Annotated in this window: 15 protein-coding genes and 1 other RNA gene; 5 read left to right on the top strand and 11 right to left on the bottom strand. The window is 68.4% G+C overall.

Going from position 1 to position 18,778, the window contains the following annotated elements:
* Positions 1–8: 8 nt before the first annotated feature.
* The 4 genes from DGN21_RS03835 to mraZ form a co-directional block, all read right to left on the bottom strand.
* On the bottom strand, positions 9–1,877 hold the full coding sequence (locus tag DGN21_RS03835) for a penicillin-binding protein 2 (RefSeq protein WP_024939428.1): 1,869 nt from the start codon (positions 1,875–1,877) through the stop codon (positions 9–11).
* A gap of 139 nt (positions 1,878–2,016) precedes the next feature.
* Positions 2,017–2,280 (bottom strand): cell division protein FtsL, encoded by a 264-nt coding sequence (gene ftsL / locus DGN21_RS03830; RefSeq protein ID WP_005991913.1) that lies wholly within the window; start codon positions 2,278–2,280, stop codon positions 2,017–2,019.
* Positions 2,277–3,320, bottom strand: coding sequence for a 16S rRNA (cytosine(1402)-N(4))-methyltransferase RsmH (gene rsmH / locus DGN21_RS03825; protein ID WP_160954919.1), 1,044 nt, complete (start codon positions 3,318–3,320; stop codon positions 2,277–2,279). The genes ftsL and rsmH overlap by 4 nt, the downstream gene beginning before the upstream one ends.
* Before the next feature lie 14 nt (positions 3,321–3,334).
* Positions 3,335–3,790, bottom strand: coding sequence for a division/cell wall cluster transcriptional repressor MraZ (gene mraZ, locus DGN21_RS03820; RefSeq protein ID WP_016903087.1), 456 nt, complete (start codon positions 3,788–3,790; stop codon positions 3,335–3,337).
* Between the two features lie 314 nt (positions 3,791–4,104).
* On the opposite strand from mraZ, the gene DGN21_RS03815 reads away from it, so the two are divergent.
* Complete coding sequence (locus DGN21_RS03815; protein WP_126965295.1) at positions 4,105–4,878, top strand: NRDE family protein; 774 nt, start codon at positions 4,105–4,107, stop codon at positions 4,876–4,878.
* A 380-nt stretch (positions 4,879–5,258) separates the two neighbouring features.
* Here DGN21_RS03815 and rnpB read toward each other — a convergent pair.
* An RNA gene (gene rnpB / locus DGN21_RS03810) (RNase P RNA component class A) lies at positions 5,259–5,688 on the bottom strand.
* A gap of 164 nt (positions 5,689–5,852) precedes the next feature.
* Entirely contained in the window at positions 5,853–6,674 is an 822-nt protein-coding gene (gene rsmI / locus DGN21_RS03805; protein ID WP_039523544.1) for a 16S rRNA (cytidine(1402)-2'-O)-methyltransferase, read from the bottom strand.
* An 82-nt stretch (positions 6,675–6,756) separates the two neighbouring features.
* On the opposite strand from rsmI, the gene DGN21_RS03800 reads away from it, so the two are divergent.
* From DGN21_RS03800 to DGN21_RS03785, 4 genes are read left to right on the top strand one after another with little or no spacing between them, the layout of a single operon-like run.
* On the top strand, positions 6,757–8,487 hold the full coding sequence (locus DGN21_RS03800; protein WP_039530705.1) for a penicillin-binding protein activator: 1,731 nt from the start codon (positions 6,757–6,759) through the stop codon (positions 8,485–8,487).
* A gap of 4 nt (positions 8,488–8,491) precedes the next feature.
* Positions 8,492–8,860 (top strand): YraN family protein, encoded by a 369-nt coding sequence (locus DGN21_RS03795; protein ID WP_046345708.1) that lies wholly within the window; start codon positions 8,492–8,494, stop codon positions 8,858–8,860.
* 16 nt (positions 8,861–8,876) lie between these two features.
* The gene (locus DGN21_RS03790; protein WP_024939435.1) at positions 8,877–9,416 is read left to right on the top strand and encodes a metal-dependent hydrolase; all 540 of its coding nucleotides are present in this window, start codon (positions 8,877–8,879) and stop codon (positions 9,414–9,416) included.
* Entirely contained in the window at positions 9,413–10,798 is a 1,386-nt protein-coding gene (locus tag DGN21_RS03785) for an FAD-linked oxidase C-terminal domain-containing protein (protein WP_126965294.1), read from the top strand. Before DGN21_RS03790 ends, DGN21_RS03785 begins: the two co-directional genes overlap by 4 nt.
* 13 nt (positions 10,799–10,811) lie before the next feature.
* On the opposite strand, the gene DGN21_RS03780 is transcribed toward DGN21_RS03785, so the two are convergent.
* From DGN21_RS03780 to kdpA, 5 genes are all read right to left on the bottom strand, one after another.
* Positions 10,812–11,528 carry a response regulator transcription factor gene (locus DGN21_RS03780; protein WP_016903095.1) on the bottom strand — a complete coding sequence of 239 codons (717 nt, stop codon included), beginning with the start codon at positions 11,526–11,528 and terminating at the stop codon, positions 10,812–10,814.
* A complete protein-coding gene (locus DGN21_RS03775; RefSeq protein ID WP_039523533.1) occupies positions 11,518–14,178 on the bottom strand; it encodes a sensor histidine kinase KdpD in 2,661 nt (886 codons plus the stop codon). Before DGN21_RS03775 ends, DGN21_RS03780 begins: the two co-directional genes overlap by 11 nt.
* Before the next feature lie 61 nt (positions 14,179–14,239).
* Positions 14,240–14,893 (bottom strand): potassium-transporting ATPase subunit KdpC, encoded by a 654-nt coding sequence (gene kdpC, locus DGN21_RS03770; RefSeq protein WP_126965292.1) that lies wholly within the window; start codon positions 14,891–14,893, stop codon positions 14,240–14,242.
* A gap of 3 nt (positions 14,894–14,896) precedes the next feature.
* Positions 14,897–16,945, bottom strand: a complete 2,049-nt coding sequence (gene kdpB / locus DGN21_RS03765) for a potassium-transporting ATPase subunit KdpB (protein WP_024939439.1) — start codon at positions 16,943–16,945, stop codon at positions 14,897–14,899.
* An 11-nt stretch (positions 16,946–16,956) separates the two neighbouring features.
* Complete coding sequence (gene kdpA / locus DGN21_RS03760; protein ID WP_126965291.1) at positions 16,957–18,771, bottom strand: potassium-transporting ATPase subunit KdpA; 1,815 nt, start codon at positions 18,769–18,771, stop codon at positions 16,957–16,959.
* Positions 18,772–18,778 lie beyond the last annotated feature (7 nt).

Genomic DNA, 18,778 nt, shown 5'->3' with positions numbered 1-18,778 from the left:
GCTGCGGCTCACTGGCGGCTCTCCTGCAACGGTGCAGGCTGGGCGGGTGCGGGCAATGCAGCCGGCGCGAGTGCGGTGGGAATACCCGCAGACACTTCATCCACCGGGTCCGGCACCAACGCCGGATCCAGATCGGCCGGCTGCGGCTTGACCACCGGCTGCCCGGTCTTGCCGGCGGCCTGCGCCGCCAGCCACGACTGGATGTCGTCCGGCGGCACGTCCATCAGCCGCAGCGCGCCTTCCATCACCCTGTGGAACACCGGCGCCGACACCAGGCCGCCGTAATACACCTTGCCCTGCGGATCGTTGATCACGATGACGGTGGCAAAGCGCGGACGCGTGGCCGGCACCAGGCCGGCGAACAGCGCGTTGTAATGCCCGCGCTCGTACCCGTTGGCGCCGTTCTTGCGCGCGGTACCGGTCTTGCCGGCGACGTGATAGCCCAGGATCGCCGCGCCCTTGGCGCCGCCCTGGGTGACCACGGTTTCCATCATGTCGATGACCTGGCGCGCCACTTCCGGAGTGACCACCTGGCGGGTTTCGTTGTGCTGGCCGCGCACGAAGGTCGGCGGGGTCAGCTTGCCGCCGTTGCCCAGCGTGGCGTAGGCCTGCGCGATCTGCAGCGGCGTCACCGACAGGCCGTAGCCGTAGGACATGGTGGTCTTGGACGGGCCGCTCCAGCGCGCCGGCTGCAGCACCACGCCGGCCGATTCGCCGGGAAAACCGCTGTGCGGGGCAGCGCCGTAACCGAAGTTGCGGATCGACTGATAGAAGGTCTGGTCCGGCACCTTGGCGGCGATCTTGGCCGCGCCGATGTTGGAGCTGCGGGTGATCACGCCGGTGACGTTGAGCACGCCGTTGTTGCGCGGCACATCGCGGATGGTGAAGCGCCCCACCGACATGTAGCCGGGGTTGGTGTCGATGACGGTGTCCTTGGTCACCACACCGGCGGTCAGCGCGGTGGCCACGGTCAGCGGCTTCATCGTCGAGCCCGGCTCGACCAGATCGGTGACCGCACGGTTGCGGCGCGCCGACGGGTTGATGCCGGTGACCGCGTTGGGGTTGTAGGTGGGCAGGTTGACCATCGCCAGCACTTCGCCGGTGGCCACATCCATCACCACCATCGAACCGCCGGCCGCATTGTTTTCGACCAGTGCGTTGCGCAGCTCCTTGTAAGCCAGGAACTGGATGCGGCGGTCGATGCTCAGCGTCAGGTCCTTGCCCGGCTGCGCCGGACGTACCAGATCCACGCTCTCCACGATCGCGCCGCGCGCATCGCGCACCACCTTCTTGGAGCCTGGCTTGCCGCGCAGCCATTCGTCGAAGGCCAGCTCCAGGCCTTCCTGGCCGCGGTCGTCGATATTGGTGAAGCCCAGCACGTGGGCCATCGCCTCGCCTTGCGGATAGAAGCGCCGGAACTCGCGCTGCGAGAACACACCAGGGATCTTCAGGTCGACAATGGCATGTGCCTTGTCCGGGTTGATCCGGCGCTGCAGGTACATGAATTCCTTGCCGGCCTTCTGCGCCAGCTTGGCGTTCAACTCGTCCAGCGGCTGGCCGAGCGCCTTGGCCAGCTCGGGGATGCGGTCCGGGTTGCGCAACAGTTCCTGCGGATTGACCCAGATCGATTCCACCGGCGTGGACACTGCCAGCGGCTCGCCGTTGCGGTCGGTGATCATGCCGCGCGAGGTGGCGATCGGCAGTTCGCGCAGATAGCGCGCTTCGCCCTGGCGCTGGTAGAAATCGCGGTTGACCAGCTGCACGAACGCCGCCCGGCCGATCAGCGTCACCGAGCACAGGCCCAGCGCGATGCCGACCAGCGTCAGGCGGCCACGCAGGTTGAAGTTGCTGCGCGCGCGGTTGCGGCCGGCCTTCATGGCGCACCTCCGTGTGCGCCACCCTGCGGGCGGCTACGCCGTGCAAAACGGCTGTCCTGCCGTTTTGTCATGGGCGTACCTGTGTGTGCGCCACCCTGCGGGCGGCTGTGCCGTGCAAAACGGCTGTCCTGGCGTTCGCTCATGGGCGCACCACCACGATGTCGTTGGTCTCCGGGAACTTCATCCCGATGCGCGCACGCGCAACCTGATCCACGCGATTGCTTTCCGCCCAGGTGGCCTGCTCCAGCTGCAGCCGGCCGAATTCGATATTCAATTCATCGCGCGTGTGCTCGAGCTTGGACAACTGCACGAACAGCTTGCGATGCATGTGGCGCATGTACACGACCCCGATCGCCGAGGCGATGCTGCAGGCAAGCAGCACGATGAGCAGCAGGCGGCTCATGCGGCGTCTCCTTGAGACGCCGGGATTGGGGATTCGGGATTCGAGATTCGCTCAGAGCGCTTTTCCAATCCCGAATCCCTACTCCCGAATCCCAGCTTCTCAGCCACCCGCAACACGGCGCTGCGGGCGCGCGGGTTGACGCTCAGTTCGGCGTCGTCGGCCTTGATGGCGCCGCTGATCAGCTGCAGCGTCGGCACGAACGGCTGCGCTTCGGGCAGGCGGCGGTTGCTCGGCGGGGCCTTGGCGTAGCGGGCCATGAACTGCTTGACGATGCGGTCTTCCAGCGAATGGAAGCTGATCACCGCCAGGCGGCCGCCGGGCTTGAGCGCGCCCAGGGCGGCGTCCAGGCCGGCTTCCAGATCGTCCAGCTCGCGGTTAATGTAGATGCGGATCGCCTGAAAGCTGCGCGTGGCCGGATGGGTCTTGCTGTCGCCGCGCGGCATCACCGAGGCGATCAGCTCGGCCAGTTGCGCGGTGCGCAGCAGCGGCTGTTCGGCGCGGCGGGCCACGATGGCGCGCGCGATGCGGCGGCTCTGGCGCTCTTCGCCATAGGTCCACAGCACGTCAGCGATCTCGCGGTCGCTGGCATGCGCCAGCCACTCGGCCGCGCTCTGGCCGGCGTCCGGATCCATGCGCATGTCCAGCGGGCCGTCCTTGCCGAAACTGAAACCGCGCCCGGCCACGTCCAGCTGCGGCGAGGACACGCCCAGATCCAGCAGGATGCCGTCGACGGTTGCCGCAGCGACCACCTGGCCGAGGCCGGCAAAGCTGCCGCGATGGATGGACACGCGCGCATCGTCACCGAACGACTGTTCGGCCACGGCAATCGCGTCGGGGTCCTTGTCCATCACCAGCAGTCGACCTCCCGGGCCAAGATGTTGCAGCACGCCACGGGCGTGTCCGCCACGTCCGAACGTGCCATCGAGATAGGTTCCGTTTTCGATCACCTGCAGGCCGTCCAGAACCTGCGTGTACAGCACCGGCACATGGGCCGCCGGTGGCTGCGACACCGGGTGACCGGGCTGCGCTTCACCGCGCATCCGGGCACCCCGGCTCACAACCTGAGATCGAGCAATTCATCGCCCAGATCCCCGTCAGACAATGTCTGCTGGATCAGTGCGCGATGTGCCTGCTCGCTCCAGAGTTCGAATTTGTCGCCCATGCCCAGCAGCACGGCCTTCTTCTCGATGCCGACCGCATTGCGGTGGCTGGCCGGGATGCTCAGACGGCCATTGGCGTCCAGCTCCAGCACTGCGGAAGAACCCACCAGTTTCTGCTGCAGCGTGCGGACCACGCGTTGGGTATTGGGCTTGGACATCACATCGTCACGCACCCGCTCCCACTCCTTTTCCGCGTACAGCCACAGGCACCCGGCTTCGAACGGGTTGTAGGTGAGCACCAGGCGATTGCCGCTCACGCGCGTGACCAGGTCGCGGTACGCGGTTGGCACCGCCATACGCCCCTTGTCGTCCACCGTGATGGCAGTCTCGCCCTGAAACACCGAATACAACCTCGAATACCCGCTGGGGGATCATTGAACCACGAAAAACCACAAAACACCTGGTTTTCCCTCCGTTGCCCACCTTAGCAGCGCGTCAAAGGTTGTCAACAACTTTGAAGGTCACAAATCGCCAGTCGCATCAATGAGTTGCAGCACTCTTTAGAGACTTGTTCAAAGGTTATCCACAAGTTGCTGTTTCATCTCAGATTTTGAGATTGAACAAAAATTCAGGGGCGTGAAGGCCATGTAAACCCGACCGCAGTCTCACTTCACACTGCGCCAGCTGCACATGGTCGTTGCGCAAACAGGCGACAATCGGCGCCATGTGCCTGGTCGCTCTTGCCTGGAAAACCCACCCGCGTTGGCGCCTGCTGCTGGCGGGCAACCGCGATGAATTCCACGACCGGCCGACCGCTGCACTGGCGCGCTGGCCGGCACCCGCCGACGGCGTGCTGGCGGGCCGCGACCTGCGCTCGGGCGGCAGCTGGGTGGGGTTGGGCAGCGACGGCCGCGCCGCAGTGGTGACCAATGTGCGCGACCCGCTCGCCACCGCGTCCGGCCGCTCGCGCGGACATCTCATTGCCGACTACCTGGCCGGCAGCCTGGACGGGGCCGTGTACGCCGGCGACCTGGCAGCGGCTGCGCACGAATTCCCGCCATTCAATCTATTGCTGTGCGACGCCGAGCGCTGCGAACACCTCAGCAACCACCCGCCGTTGGCACGCACGCTGGCGCCGGGCATCCACGGCATGTCCAACGGCCCGCTGGACGCGCACTGGCCCAAGACCGCCGCGCTGACTGCAGTCCTGCGCGACTGGTGTGCCGCCGGCAGCGACGACCTGCAACCGCTGTGGACCGCCCTGGGCAACCCCGCCATCGCGCCCGACGCCGCCCTGCCCCACACCGGCGTGGACCTGCCCACCGAACGCCTGCTCTCGGCCGCCTTCATCAACGGCTCCAGCTACGGCACCCGCGCCAGCACCATCGTCGCGGTGGACCACCAGGGCAGCGGCTTCATCCACGAACGCCGCTTCGGCCCCGCCGGGATCTTCCAGGGCGAAACGCGGCTGGACATCGTCGGGACGCGTCGACAATGACTGCCGCAACCAGCGCACAGTGATCGCAGCCAAGGCAAGGCGCCCACCAACGCACCCAAGTGCAAGCCCCCTTGAGTCAAGGGGGCGCGGCGACAGCCGCAGGGTTCTGGCGTGCCCGGAGCGGGGCCCGGGTTTTGTACTGGCGAAGGCGGTACGAAGCGCGGGTGTCTTCTTGGGGCGAACGCCCAAAGAAGGCAGCGAGACAGCCGCGGGCGTTCTGGCATGCCCGCAGCGGGGCCCGCGTTTTGCAATACCGAAGGCGGTACCAAGCGTGGGTGTGGTCTTGGGGCGAACGCCCAAAGAAGGCAGCGACACAGCCGCGGAGGTTCTGGCCCCCAGAGGGGCCCCGCGTTGAGAAGGGCGAACGCCCGAAAGTAAGGTGGCGGAGCCGGCCGGTAAGCCGGGTTCTGTCGTGGACAGTCATTCGTCTAGGCGCTACGTCACCGCAGCGCTCAAGCAACCTACCCGGATCCAGCGCGGGCCACGCCAATGGATCCCTATTTGGTCTTGCTCCAGGTGGGGTTTGCCGTGCCGGTCCGTTACCGGACTCGCGGTGCGCTCTTACCGCACCATTTCACCCTTACCGGCCCCTCGCCACCCCTCTGCGGCCTCCGAACGCACTTGGCGATACCTATATGCATCGCCGACACGCTTCAGTGGCGGCAGAGGGGTGACGAGGGACGTAGGCGGTATCTTTCTGTTGCACTTTCCGTCGGCTTGCGCCGCCCAGGCGTTACCTGGCACCTTGCCCTATGGAGCCCGGACTTTCCTCGGCACTCTTGCGAGTGACGCGACTGTCTGGCCGACTCCGCCGGGGCGCACTATACGCTATCGCCACCGTGCAGAACGGCGCAACGCTGCCAGCCCCGCCATCGCCGGCAGGCCCGCAATTGCCCGTAGGAGCGCACCCGGGCGCGAGAGGCCTTACCGAGAAAAATCCCGGTGCATGTCAACGTGCTCCTGCAACAACACACCTAGCCGCCATACAAGGCCTTGCGCGGCGCACCGGTCAGCTCGGCGGCCAGCTTGGCGGCGGTGGACGGCGGCAGGTGTTCGGCCAGCTTGGCGTAGACGCGGCGGCCTTCGGCCAGCTGGCCTTCGGCGGCGTCGGCGGCGCCCTGCACCATCACCACGAACTCGCCCTTGCGCTGGTTGTCGTCGGCTTCGACCCTGGCCTGCAGCTCGGCCAGGGTGCCGTCGAGCACGGTTTCGAACAGCTTGGTCAGCTCGCGGGCGATCACCGCCGGGCGCTCGTCGCCGAAGGCCCCGCGCAGGTCGGCCAGCGACTCGACGATGCGGTGCGAGGACTCGTAGAACACCAGGGTGCGGGTTTCGCCGGCCAGGTGCGCCAGGCGCTCGCGGCGGGCGGCGCTTTTGGCCGGCAGAAAGCCCTCGAAGCCGAAACGGTCGCTGGGCAGGCCGGCCACGCTGAGCGCGGCGATGGCGGCGCAGGCACCCGGCACCGGGCTGACCCGGATCCCGGCCGCGCGGGCGGCGCGCACCAGCTTGAAGCCGGGGTCGCTGACCAGCGGGGTGCCGGCGTCACTGACGATGGCCAGCGACTCGCCCTCGCGCAGGCGCGCGACGATGCGCTCGGACATCGCCTCTTCGTTGTGGTCGTGCAGGGCCAGCAGCGGGCGGTCGATGCCGAAATGGCCGAGCAGCTGGCGGGTATGGCGGGTGTCTTCGGCGCAGATCGCGGCCACGCCACGCAGCACCTCCTGCGCACGCGGCGACAGGTCGGCCAGGTTGCCGATCGGCGTGGCGACCACGTGCAGGGTTCCGGGGGAGGTCATCAACGGTATTCCGTAGGGCAAAGGGTAGAATCGTAGCGTTTTTAACGGTCCGCCCCGGCGGGCCCCGTCCAATGGATCTGAAATGAACAAGCGTGTTGCAAGGATCTCCGCCCTGTCGCTGATGGTGATGCTGGCCGCCGGTTGCGCCACCAGCAGCGTGACCCAGACCGCCTCGCCGACCCAGAGCGCGGCGCTGGCGTTGCTGGACCAGGGCAAGCCGCGCGAGGCGGCGCAGCAACTGGAAGCCGAGGCGGCCAGCGCCAGCGGTGCGCAGCGCAGCCGCCTGCTGGCCGCATCTGCATTCGGCTGGCACGACGCCGGCGATGACGCGCGTGCGCGCACGCTGCTAGCGCAGGTCACCCCGCGCCATCTCAGCGGCGAAGACCGCGCCCGCTTCGCGCTGCTGACCGGCGAGCTGGCGGTGATCGACAAGCAGGCCGCGCAGGCGCTGCAGGCGCTGGGCGACAGCCCGCAAGGCCTGCCGCAGCCGCTGCAGACCCGCTGGCTGCTGGCACGCGCCGCCGCACTGGAAGGCACCGGCGACCTGTTCGGGGCCGCCGCGGACCGCGCACGCGCCGACGCCAGCCTGACCGGCACCCCGCGCAGCGAAAACCAGCGCGCGATCGTGCGCCTGCTCGCCGCACTCGACGACGCCACGCTGAAGGGCCGCACTGCGGCGCTGCCGGCGGGCGACCCGCTGTACAACTTTGCCGGGCGCGCCTTGATCAGCCGCGGGCTGGCGCTGCCACGCGCGTTCGATCGCGACGCGCAATGGGGCTTTGACACCAGCAAGCGCCCGCCGGCCGAACGCGACGGCTACCGCCCGCCGGTCAAGCTGGGCGTGCTGCTGCCGCTCAGCGGCAGCCTGGCGACCGCCTCGGCGCCGGTGCGCGACGGCCTGCTGGCCGGTTACTACGCCGAAACCCGCCGCCGCCCGGAACTGCGCTTCTTCGATACCGCCGGCACTGCCGCCGGCGCCAATGCCGCCTACGACAAGGCGGTGAGCGCCGGGGTCGACTACGTGGTCGGCCCGCTGGGTCGCGACGAGGTCAGCGCCGTGTTCGCGCGCGGCCAATTGGCAGTGCCGGTGCTGGCGCTCAACCGCCCCACCGACAACAAGGCACCGCCCAGCGGCAGCGCCGGCTTCTCGCTGGCGCCGGAAGACGACGGCATCATGGCCGCCGAATACCTGCTCTCGCGCGAGCGCCGCAACGTGCTGATCGTCGGCACCAGCGACGACAACGGCAAGCGCACCATCAAGGCCTTCCGCGACCGTTTCACCGAACGCGGCGGCAGCGTCGCCGGCAGCATCAGCGTGGCCGAGGTACCGGGCGACATCGGTGCGCAGCTGCGCAACTACGGTGCTGCCGATGCGGTATTCCTGGCGGTGCGCGGCAACACCGCGCGCGCGCTGGCGCCGCAACTGGCCTTGAGCGGATTCGCCGGCAAATCGCGCGTGGGCACCTCGCAGCTGGTGGCCGGCACCGGCAAGGTCGAAGACGACCTGGCCCTGGACGGCATCATCTACCCCAGCGAAACCTGGACCGCGCTGGGCGTGTCCGGGCTGCCGGCCTCCACCCAGGTTGCCAGCACGCTGCCCAGCGCACGCGGACCCGGCGCGCGCCTGTTCGCGTTCGGCTACGACGCCTGGAAGATCAGCGCCTATCTGGAAAAACTCGCCACCGGCACCGACGGCGGCCTGCGTGGCGCCACCGGCACGCTGCATCTGGATGGCTTCGGCAACGTGCTGCGCACCCCGGCCTGGTCCACCTTCAACGGTGGCCGCCCGGTGCCGATCGCCGACGGCCGTTGACGCCATGCCGGCAGCGCGCCAGCAGCGGGGTGCGGCGGTGGAAGCGGCCGCACGCACGCTGCTGGAGCAGGCCGGGTTGCAGCTGGTGGTGGGCAATGCCAACTACCGCGGCGGCGAACTGGATCTGGTGATGCGCGACGGCCAGGCACTGGTGTTCGTGGAAGTGCGCTATCGCCGCGACAACCGCTTCGGCGGCGGCGCGGCATCGGTGGATGCGCGCAAGCGCCGCAAGCTGGTGCTGGCCGCGCAGTTGTTCCTTGCCTATCACCCGGCGCTGGCGACCTTGCCGTGCCGCTTCGATGTAGTGGAAGCCAGCGGCGAGCCGGTGGTGCTGAACTGGATCCGCGACGCCTTCCGCGCCGACGATTGCTGACGACGACCCACGCGCGATGCCGACCATCATCACCCATGCCGCGGTGCCGCTGGCGCTCTGGTGCGCCAGTGAACGCGGCCGCCTGTCGCCGCGCCTGCTCGGTGCCGGCATCGTCGCGGCGATGTTGCCCGATGCCGATGTGCTGGCGTTCGCGTTGCATGTTCCGTATGCGGATGCGTTCGGCCATCGCGGTGCCAGCCACTCGTTGCTGTTTGCCGGGCTGATCGCGCTGCTGGGTGGTGTTGCGCATCGCCTGTTGCGTGCGGACGCGCTGCAGGCAGCAGCGTTCTTGTTCGTCTGCGCCGCATCGCATCCATTGCTGGATGCGATGACCTCCGGTGGCCTGGGCGTTGCACTGACCTGGCCCTGGAGCGAGGCGCGCTGGTTCGCGCCATGGCGGCCGATTCGCGTGTCGCCTTTCGCCAACGGTTTCTTCAATGCGCGCGGCCTTGCCACGCTGCTCTCCGAGCTGCGCTGGGTCTGGCTGCCGCTCACCGTCGCGGTGCTGGGATGGAAATGCATCCAGCGCGCGGCACCACAGGATCACACTTCATGACCGATGTGCTTCCCACTGCCTTGGCCGCGTTACTGGCCGCGCGGCTTGGCCCCGATGGCTGGTTGACCGGCGACGACGCGCGGCGCCGCTATGGCGAGGACGATTCGCGCCGCTGGGCATTGCCCGCCGCCGTCGCCTTGCCGGGCGATACCGAGGATGTGGTGGCGATCGTGCAGGCCTGCCGCGCGCATGGCGTGCCGATCGTCGCGCGCGGCGCCGGCACCGGCACCACCGGTGCGGCGGTGCCGTTTTCCGGCGGCGTGGTGATGTCGATGGCACGCATGGATCGCATCCTTGCGCTGCGTCCGGCCGATCGCTGCGCCATCGTGCAACCGGGCCTGCTCAACGGCCAATTGCAGCAGGCCTTGCAGCCGCATGGCCTGTTCTGGCCGCCGGATCCGTCCAGCGCGGACATCTGCAGCGTCGGCGGCAACCTGGCCACCAATGCCGGCGGCCCGCGCGCGGTGAAATACGGCGCCACCCGCGACAACGTGCTCGGCCTGGTCGCTGTGACCGGCACCGGCGAGGTGATCCGCTGCGGCGGCGCGTACACGAAGAATTCCACCGGCTACGACCTGACGCATCTGCTGGTCGGCAGCGAAGGCACCCTGGCGATCATCGTCGAAGCGACCTTGAAGCTGACGCCGCGCGCGATCGCGCAAGCCGGCGTGCGCGCGCTGTATCGCGATGCGGCCAGCGCCGCGGCGGCGGTGTCGCGCATCATGGCGCAACCGACCACGCCGAGGATGCTGGAATTCATGGATGCCAGTGCGATCGCATTACTGCGCCGCAACGGCAGCGATGTGCCCGAGGCCGGCGCGATGCTGCTGATCGAAGCCGATGGCGATCACGACACCCTGCCCTACGCATTGCAGGCCTTGCACGATGCCGCCGATGGCGAGGGCGTGGTGAGCCTGGACGTGGCCGCCGATGGCAGCGCGCGCGACAGGTTGTGGGCCGCGCGGCGTGCGCTGTCGCCGGCATTGCGCACGATCAAGCCGGGCAAGATCAACGAGGACGTGGTGGTGCCGGTCTCGCGCATCCCCGAACTGGTGGCCGGCGTGGAAGCGCTTGCCGCCGAATTCGCGTTGCCGATCGTGGCCTTCGGCCATGCCGGCAACGGCAACCTGCACGTCAACATCATGTACGACCCGGCCGATGCCGACGAAGACGCGCGCGCACATGCCGCATTGCCGCGTCTGTTCGCACTGGTGCTGTCGCTGGAAGGCACACTCTCCGGCGAGCACGGCATCGGCGTGGCCAAGCGCGACTTCATGGCCCAGGCCTTCAGCGCAGCGACGCTGGCGGCGATGCACGCGATCAAGGCCGCGCTGGATCCGGACGGGATCCTGAATCCGGGCAAGGTGCTGCCACCGCGCTAGTGGCGTTGTCGCCTCAGCGCGTCACCCCGATAAAGCGCAAACCCACCCCCGGTTCGGTGACGATGTAATGCGGGTCGGCAGCATCGTCGTGCAGTTTCTGACGCAGTTTGCCGACCAGGATGCGCAGGTAATGGGTGTCTTCTTCATGGGTGGGACCCCACACCTCGCGCAGCAGTTGCGGCTGGGTGACCACGCGGCCGGCGTGCTTGAGCAGCAGCGCGAGCAAGGCGTATTCCTTGCGGCTCAAGGGCACCGCTTCGCCATCGAGGGTGACCTCGCGCAGGCCCAGGTGGATGTGCAGGCGGCCGTCGTCGAACACGCTCTCTTCCACCGTGCTGCCGGCGCCGGCCTGGCGCAGCAGTGCGCGGATGCGCGCCATCAGTTCCTGCACGCCGAACGGCTTGGTGACGTAATCGTTGGCGCCGGCATCGAGCGCGGCGACCTTTTCGGTTTCGCCGGCGCGCACGGTGAGCATGATCACCGGCACGTTGGACCACTGGCGGATCTCGCGCAGCACCTCGTGGCCGTCGCGATCGGGCAGGCCGATGTCCAGCACCACCAGTTCGGCGCCCTGCCCGGCCAGCGTGGCCAGGCCTTCCTCGGCGGTGCCGGCCTGCAGCACGCGGTAGCCCTGCGCACGCAGGCTGATGTCGAGAAAGCGGCGGATCTGCGGCTCGTCGTCGACGATCAGCACGCGGGCAGGCGGGATGGCAGTGGGGTCAGTCGGCATCGGGGCGAGGTGGCGCGGCGGGAACGAGCAACGGCAGCGTAATGCGGATCGTGGTGCCGTGACCATCGGCGCCGGCCAGCGCCTCCACGCTGCCGCCATGCGCGCCGATCATGCCCTGGCAGATGGTCAGGCCCAGCCCGGTGCCATGACGGCCGCGGTCGCCACGCTCCACGCTGTAGAACATGTCGAAAATGCGCGCACGCTCGTCCTCGGGAATGCCGGGACCCTGGTCGCCGATATCGATCTGCAGAGCGCCGGCCTGCAGCCGTGCCTGCACGGTGACGGCCACACCGGCTGGCGAAAATTTTGCCGCATTCTCCAGCACGTTGAAGATGGCCTGTTCCACCAGCGCCGGGTGCACCCAGATCGCCGGCAGGTCGGCGGCCAGATCCAGTTGCAGGCGCACCGCCGGCTGGTAGCGCTGCAGCCGCCGCGTGGCCGAGCCGATCAGCTCGTCCACACCGATCCAGTCGCGCTTCAAGGTCAGCCCGGTGTGGCCGAGCCGGGTCATGTCGAGCAGGTTCTGGATGTAGCGATCCAGCCGCTCGCCTTCGAGCTGGATGGTGTCGAGCAGGCTGTGGCGGTCCTGCGCGTCCATCGCATCGCCGTAGCTGGCCAGGCTGCTGGCCGAGCCGATCATCGAGGCCAGCGGCGAGCGCAGATCGTGCGAGACCGAGGACAGCAATGCCGAGCGCAGGCGCTCGGTTTCGCCACTGACACGCGCTCCTTCCAGATCGGCGACCAGGCGCGTGCGCAGCGCCGCCTGGCCGATGTCCTCCACCATCGCTTCGGCCAGCCGACGCTCCTCCAGGCCGGGCCGCTGCACGCTCTGACGGAAGCGCAGCGCGGCCACCCCGAGGCTGCCGCGTTCGTGCCGCACCGGCAGGCACCACCACTGCGCACCGGCCAGCGTATCGGTGAAGCGGCCGGCCGGCTGACCGTGGCGCTGGGTCCAGTCCGCCGCGCTGCGATCGAGTGCACCGAAGCTGGCCGGTGCATCGCTTTCGCGCTGCTCCAGACGCAACCAGGCCTCGGCATCCAGGGCCGTGGCCAGCGCGCGACGGCCGGCTTCCAGCACCTGCCCCAGGTCGGCGGCGGTGCTGAGCTCGCGGGCCAGCGTCTGCAGCGCATTGGCATGCGCATTGGCAGCGCGCAAGGCCAGCACCTGGCTGCGCAGGCGCGAGGCCAGGCGGCCGGCGACCAGGGCGGCGATCAGGAACAGGCATACCGTCACCACGCCCTGGCGCGCGCTGATGTGCAGGGTGAAGCGCGGTTCGATGAAGAAGAAGTTGTAGGCGACAAAACTCAGCAGCGCGGCGATCACCGCGGCGGCCATGCGCGTGCGCGAGGCCACCAGCACCACCGCGACGATGAACACCATCGACAGGTCGTCGATGTCGGTCCAGCGCTGGATCACCCACGCCACTGCAACCGCGGCAGCGGCGGCGATCGCCGCGAAGGCCAGGTCGTAACGCTGCAGCCACTGGCGCGGATTGCGCCAACGCTGGCGTGCGCGTGCACGCGCGTCCGCGGAGCTGACGATGACCAGTTCGTAATGCGCGCCACGCTGCAGCAGTTGCTGGGTCAGCGTGCGGTTGAACATGCGCGCCAGCGGGCGTTCGCGCGTGCGCCCCAGCACCAGCGTGGACACGCCGTTTTGCGCGGCGAAATCCAGCAACGCCTCGGCGACGTTGGCGCCGTGCAGCAGCGCGGTATCGCCCCCCAGGCGGCGTGTCAGTGCGAAGGCGCGGTCGATCTCCAGCTGCCAGGCGGCGTCGGCCACGGTGCGCGTCTGCACGGTGACCACCGTCCACGGTGCATCGCGTCGTTCGGACAACCGCCGCGCCACCCGCACCAGGTAATCCGAGCTGCCACGGCCATCGATGGCCACCACCACGCGGCGGCGCAAGGCGGCAGTGCCCGGCAAACCGCGTGCGGCCTGGGTGTCGCGCAGATCGCTGTCGACGCGGTCGGCCGCGGTCTGCATCGCCAGCTCGCGTAGCGCGGTAAGGTTGGAAGGCGAAAAGAACGCCTGCAAGGCCTGTGTCGCCTGCTCGGGCAGATACACCTTGCCCTGCTGCAGGCGCTCGATCAGTTCGCGCGGCGGCAGGTCCACCAGCACGATGTCGCGCAAACGGTCGAACACCGCATCGGGCACGGTTTCGGACACGCGCACGCCGGTGATGCGCAGCACGATGTCGTTGAGGCTTTCCAGGTGCTGGATGTTGACCGTGGTGTAGACATCGATGCCGGCATCGAGCAGTTCGACGATGTCCTGCCAGCGCCGCTCGTGCCGGCTGCCCGGCACGTTGCGATGGGCCAGCTCGTCGATCAGCGCCAGCTTCGGCTTGCGCGCCAGCAACGCGTCCAGGTCGAGTTCTTCCAGCTCCCGGCCCTGGTAGTTGATGCGGGTGCGCGGCAGCAGCGGCAAGCCATCCAGCAGTGCCGCGGTCTCGCTGCGGCCATGGGTTTCCACCACCCCGGCCACCACGTCCATGCCCTGGCGCAGGCGCTCGCGCGCCCGCGACAGCATGGCGTAGGTCTTGCCCACCCCGGGCGCTGCGCCCAGAAACACGGTCAGGCGCCCGCCATGTTCGCGCTGCAGTTCGCCGATCAGCGCGTCGGCTTGTTGGGTGCGGGCGTCAATCATGGAGGCCGGGATTGGGGAAGCGGGATTGAGGATTGGTGCAGCCTACCGCGAGCTGACAGCTCTAGTGCTGTTGCCTTGGCCCATTCCCGATTCCCGACTCCCCATTCCCCGCGCGATCCAGCGCCAGGTTCAGTGCCAGCACATTCACCCGCGGCTGCCCGAGCAGGCCGAACTGTGGCTGTTCGGTGGCGGCCCTTACCAGCGCGGCCACGCGCTGTTCCGGCCAGCCGCGCGCGGCGGCGACCCGGCGCACCTGGACCTGTGCGCCGGCCGGGCTCAGGTGTGGATCCAGGCCACTGCCGGATTGGGTGACCAGCTCGGCGGGGACCGCCTCCGGTGCGATGCCGTCGCGTGCAGCCACCTCGGCGCGCGTGGCGGCGATGCGGCTCTGCAGGTCGGGATTGGAGCGCGCCTGGTTGCTGCCGGCCGCCGCGCTCGGGTCGTACTTGGCCGCCGAGGGGCGTGGCTGGAAATAGCGCGCATTGGCAAACGGCTGCGCCACCAGGGTCGAGCCCACCACGCGCGCGTCATCGCGCAGCAGCGAGCCGTGCGCCTGCGCGGGGAACAGCGCGCCGGTGATGCCAGTGGCGACCAGCGAATAGCTCAGGCCCAGGCCCAGCAGGATGAACAACGCCAGCATCACCGCCCCGCGCAGGGCGCCATCGTCGCGCAACGGCTGCGCCGTGGACGGACCGGCTTTCGAAGAAATCGTCATGACTCAGTTCCCCAAAGTGGCGACAAGCGCCAGGTCGATCAACTTGATCGCGGCAAACGGCAGCAACACGCCACCCACGCCGTACATCAGCATGTTCCGGCGCAGCAGGGCCGTGGCGCTGGACGGACGAAAGCGGACGCCGCGCAACGCCAGCGGAATCAATGCCGGGATGATCAGCGCATTGAAGATCAACGCCGCCAGCACCGCATGCCGCGGGTTGGACAACTGCATCACGTTGAGCGCGGCCATCGACGGAATCGCCGCGGCAAACAGCGCCGGCAGGATCGCGAAATATTTGGACACATCGTTGGCCAACGAGAACGTGGTCAACGCACCGCGCGTGATCAGCTGCTGCTTGCCCACTTCGACCACCGCCAGCAGTTTGGCCGGATCCGAATCCAGATCGACCATGTTGCCGGCCTCCTTGGCCGCCTGCGTGCCGGAGTTCATCGCCAGGCCCACGTCGGCCTGGGCAAGCGCCGGCGCATCGTTGGTGCCGTCGCCGACCATCGCCACCAGCCGCCCGCCGGCCTGCTCGGCACGGATGCGGGCCAGCTTGTCTTCCGGGCGCGCCTGGGCGATGTAGTCGTCCACGCCGGCTTCGGCGGCAATCGCGGCGGCCGTGAGCGGGTTGTCGCCGGTGATCATCACCGTCTTGATGCCCATCGCACGCAGCTGCGCGAACTTTTCCTTGATGCCTTGCTTGACCACATCGCTCAGCTCGACCACGCCCAGCACATGCCGGCCTTCGGCCACCACCAGCGGGGTGGCGCCGCCACGCGCGACTTCTTCGATGCGGCCGTTCAATTCCGGCGACACCGTGGCGCCCTGCGCCTGCACATAGGCCACGATCGCATCGCCGGCACCCTTGCGGATGCTGCGCCCGGCCAGATCCACGCCAGACATGCGGGTCTGCGCGGTGAAGCCGATGAAATGCGCGCCCTCCGGCTCGACCGCCACCGCGCCCTGCTGGCGTGCCAGCTTGACGATGGACTTGCCTTCCGGTGTCGGGTCGGCCAGCGAGGCCAGCATTGCCGCATCGCGCAGCTGCGTACGGTCGATGCCGGCCAGCGGATGGAACGCGGTGGCCTGCCGGTCGCCGTAGGTGATGGTGCCGGTCTTGTCGAGCAACAGCACGTCCACGTCGCCGGCCACTTCCACCGCCTTGCCGGATTTGGCCAGCACATTGGCAGACAGCGCGCGGTTCATGCCGGCGATGCCGATCGCCGGCAACAGCCCGCCGATGGTGGTCGGGATCAGGCACACCAGCAGCGCGATCAGCAACAGCGGGTCCAGCGTGACGCCGACGAAGCCGGCGATCGCCGGCAGCGAGGCCACCACGATCAGGAAGGTCAGCGTCATCGCCGCCAGCAGCAGGGTCAGCGCGATTTCGTTCGGCGTCTTCTGCCGGTTGGCGCCTTCCACCAAGGCGATCATGCGATCCAGGAAACTATGCCCCGGCTCGGCGGTGACCTTGAACACGATCTCGTCGGAGAGCACGCGCGTTCCACCGATCACGCCACTGCGATCGGTGCCGGCCTCGCGCAGTACCGGTGCCGATTCGCCGGTGACCGCCGCTTCATTGATCGTTGCAACGCCGCGCACGATCTCGCCATCGGCCGGGACGAATTCTCCTTCGGACACCATCACGTAGTCGCCCGGGCGCAGCTCTGCCGCCGGCACGCGGGTCTCGCGGCCGCCAAGTGCGGTTTCCACCCGGCGGGCGACCAAATCCTTGCGCGCACGGCGCAACGATGCGGCCTGCCCACGCCCGCGCGCCTCGGCGATGGCCTCGGCGAAATTGCCGAACAGTACGGTGACGAACAGGATCGCCGTCACCGCCCAGCCGAACCCGGCATTGCCATACCCGCTGGCGGTGATCACCGCCGCCAGTAGCGTGCCGCCCATCACCACCGCCATCACCGGGCTGCGCAGCAGATGCCGCGGCGCCAACTTGAGGAAGGCCGCGCGCATTGCCGCCACCAGCACGGCGGCGTCGAACAACGCCGCGTCACCGCGCGCGCGTTTTTCAGTCGTATCGATCGTAGACATTGCTCAAACTCTCAGGACGCCGCCAGGGCGAGGTGTTCAGCGATAGGACCCAGCACCAGTGCCGGCATGAACTGCAGCACGGTGAGCACCAGCACGATCGCCATCAGCGTCAGCGCGAAGGTTGGCGTTTCGACCTGCAGGCTGCCGGCCGATTCCGGCGCGCGCCGCTTCACCGCCATGCGCGCGGCAACCATCAGCGGCAGGATCAGCGCGGGATAGCGGCCCAGTGCCAGCACCGCCGAGCAACTCAGGTTCCACCAGTACGTCGCATCGCCCAGGCCTTCGAAACCCGAGCCGTTGTTGGCAAAGGCCGAGGTGTACTCGTAGAACACCTGGCTGATGCCGTGGAAGCCGGGATTGGAATTGGCGGTAAATGCCGGCACCGCCAGCGCCACTGCGGTGAAGCCCAGCACCACCAATGGCTGCAGCAGGATCAGCAGCGCAAGCAACTGCACCTCGCGCGCTTCGATCTTGCGGCCGAACAACTCCGGCGTGCGCCCGGTCATCAAACCGGCCAGGAACACGCTCAGCAGCAGATACACCACGAACTGCTGCAGGCCGCAGCCGATGCCGCCCCAGATCGCGTTGATCAGCATGTCCACCAGCGTGACCAGGCCGCTCAACGGCGCCAGCGAATCGTGCATCGCATTGACCGAGCCGTTGGAGGTCTGCGTGGTCAAGGCCGCCCACAACGCAGACGCATCTGCGCCGACACGCACCTCCTTGCCTTCCATCAAGGCAGCCGAGCTGGCGCTGGCCGAATGCGCTTCGGACCACAGCAACAGCGCGGTGGACGCGACCGACATCGTCAGCATGGTGCCGAACACCAGCGCGGTGAGGCGCTTGCGCCCGGTCAGATAGCCGACCATGAACACCACGCTCATCGGCAACAGCACCAGTGCCAAGGTCTCCAGCAGGTTGCTCAGCGGCGTGGGATTTTCCAGCGCCACCGAACTGTTGGGGCCGTACCAGCCGCCACCGTTGGTGCCGAGCTGCTTGACGGCGACCATCGCCGCAACCGGCCCGACCGGAATGGTCTGCTTGAACATGCCGGCGCTGCTGTCCAGCGGTGCGGCGGTAGCCGCACCCTGCAGCGTGGAGGGCACGCCCTGCCAGCCGAGCAGCACGGTCCACAGCAGGCACAGCGGCAGCAACACACGCACGCTGGCGCGGATCACATCCGCCCAGTAATTGCCGACGTCTGCGTCCGGCAATGCCTCCAATCCGGTAGCCGACTGCTGCCGCCCCGGGCGCGGCGTGACGATCTCCGGCTCCTCCAGCCCGGCCACCCGTGGCTTGGCGCTGGCCGTCGCATTGGATGCCGGCAAGGCGTCGGACACAGTTGCAACGGCACGCCCACCGAACAATGCGCGCAAGGTTGCCACCGCCAATGCCAGACCCATCATCGGCGTGACCACCTGCAGGCCGACGATGCCGGTCATCTGCGCCAGGTACGACAATTGCGCCTGGCCCGAGTAGTGCTGCTGATTGGTGTTGGTGACGAACGACACCATGGTGTGCAGCGCGGTGTCCCAACGCATGTTCGGGATGGCGTCCGGGTTGAACGGCAGCCACGCCTGGGTCATGAACACTGCCCAGGTGAGCAGGCCGACAACCAGGTTGCTGAGCAGGAACGCTACCGCATACCCACGCCACGACATCCCCTGCTGCGGGCGGGTACCGAGCAACGCATACAACGGCCGTTCGATCCAGCCGAACAGCACGTCGCCACGCATCGGGGCGCCGCGCATCACCGCTGCCAGGTAGCGGCCCAGGGGCCAGGCCAGCACGATGGCCAGCGCGTAGACAAGGAGAGTTTCAATCATTGGAGCG

The sequence above is a fragment of the Xanthomonas sp. MLO165 genome (genome assembly GCF_018831305.1).
GTDB classification, from domain to species: domain Bacteria; phylum Pseudomonadota; class Gammaproteobacteria; order Xanthomonadales; family Xanthomonadaceae; genus Xanthomonas; species Xanthomonas arboricola.
The sequence above is the reverse complement of the archived record's forward strand: the minus strand, read 5'-3'. Positions and strand labels throughout refer to the sequence as shown.

Coding starts and splice junctions, on each gene's coding strand:
- DGN21_RS03785 (WP_126965294.1), top strand. CDS start 9,413: ATGACCGATGTGCTTCCCACTGCCTTGGCCGCGTTACTGGCCGCGCGG.
- kdpA (WP_126965291.1), bottom strand. CDS start 18,771: ATGATTGAAACTCTCCTTGTCTACGCGCTGGCCATCGTGCTGGCCTGG.
- rsmI (WP_039523544.1), bottom strand. CDS start 6,674: ATGACCTCCCCCGGAACCCTGCACGTGGTCGCCACGCCGATCGGCAAC.
- DGN21_RS03800 (WP_039530705.1), top strand. CDS start 6,757: ATGAACAAGCGTGTTGCAAGGATCTCCGCCCTGTCGCTGATGGTGATG.
- rsmH (WP_160954919.1), bottom strand. CDS start 3,320: ATGCGCGGTGAAGCGCAGCCCGGTCACCCGGTGTCGCAGCCACCGGCG.
- kdpB (WP_024939439.1), bottom strand. CDS start 16,945: ATGTCTACGATCGATACGACTGAAAAACGCGCGCGCGGTGACGCGGCG.
- DGN21_RS03815 (WP_126965295.1), top strand. CDS start 4,105: ATGTGCCTGGTCGCTCTTGCCTGGAAAACCCACCCGCGTTGGCGCCTG.
- DGN21_RS03795 (WP_046345708.1), top strand. CDS start 8,492: ATGCCGGCAGCGCGCCAGCAGCGGGGTGCGGCGGTGGAAGCGGCCGCA.
- DGN21_RS03780 (WP_016903095.1), bottom strand. CDS start 11,528: ATGCCGACTGACCCCACTGCCATCCCGCCTGCCCGCGTGCTGATCGTC.
- kdpC (WP_126965292.1), bottom strand. CDS start 14,893: ATGACGATTTCTTCGAAAGCCGGTCCGTCCACGGCGCAGCCGTTGCGC.
- DGN21_RS03835 (WP_024939428.1), bottom strand. CDS start 1,877: ATGAAGGCCGGCCGCAACCGCGCGCGCAGCAACTTCAACCTGCGTGGC.
- DGN21_RS03775 (WP_039523533.1), bottom strand. CDS start 14,178: ATGATTGACGCCCGCACCCAACAAGCCGACGCGCTGATCGGCGAACTG.
- ftsL (WP_005991913.1), bottom strand. CDS start 2,280: ATGAGCCGCCTGCTGCTCATCGTGCTGCTTGCCTGCAGCATCGCCTCG.
- DGN21_RS03790 (WP_024939435.1), top strand. CDS start 8,877: ATGCCGACCATCATCACCCATGCCGCGGTGCCGCTGGCGCTCTGGTGC.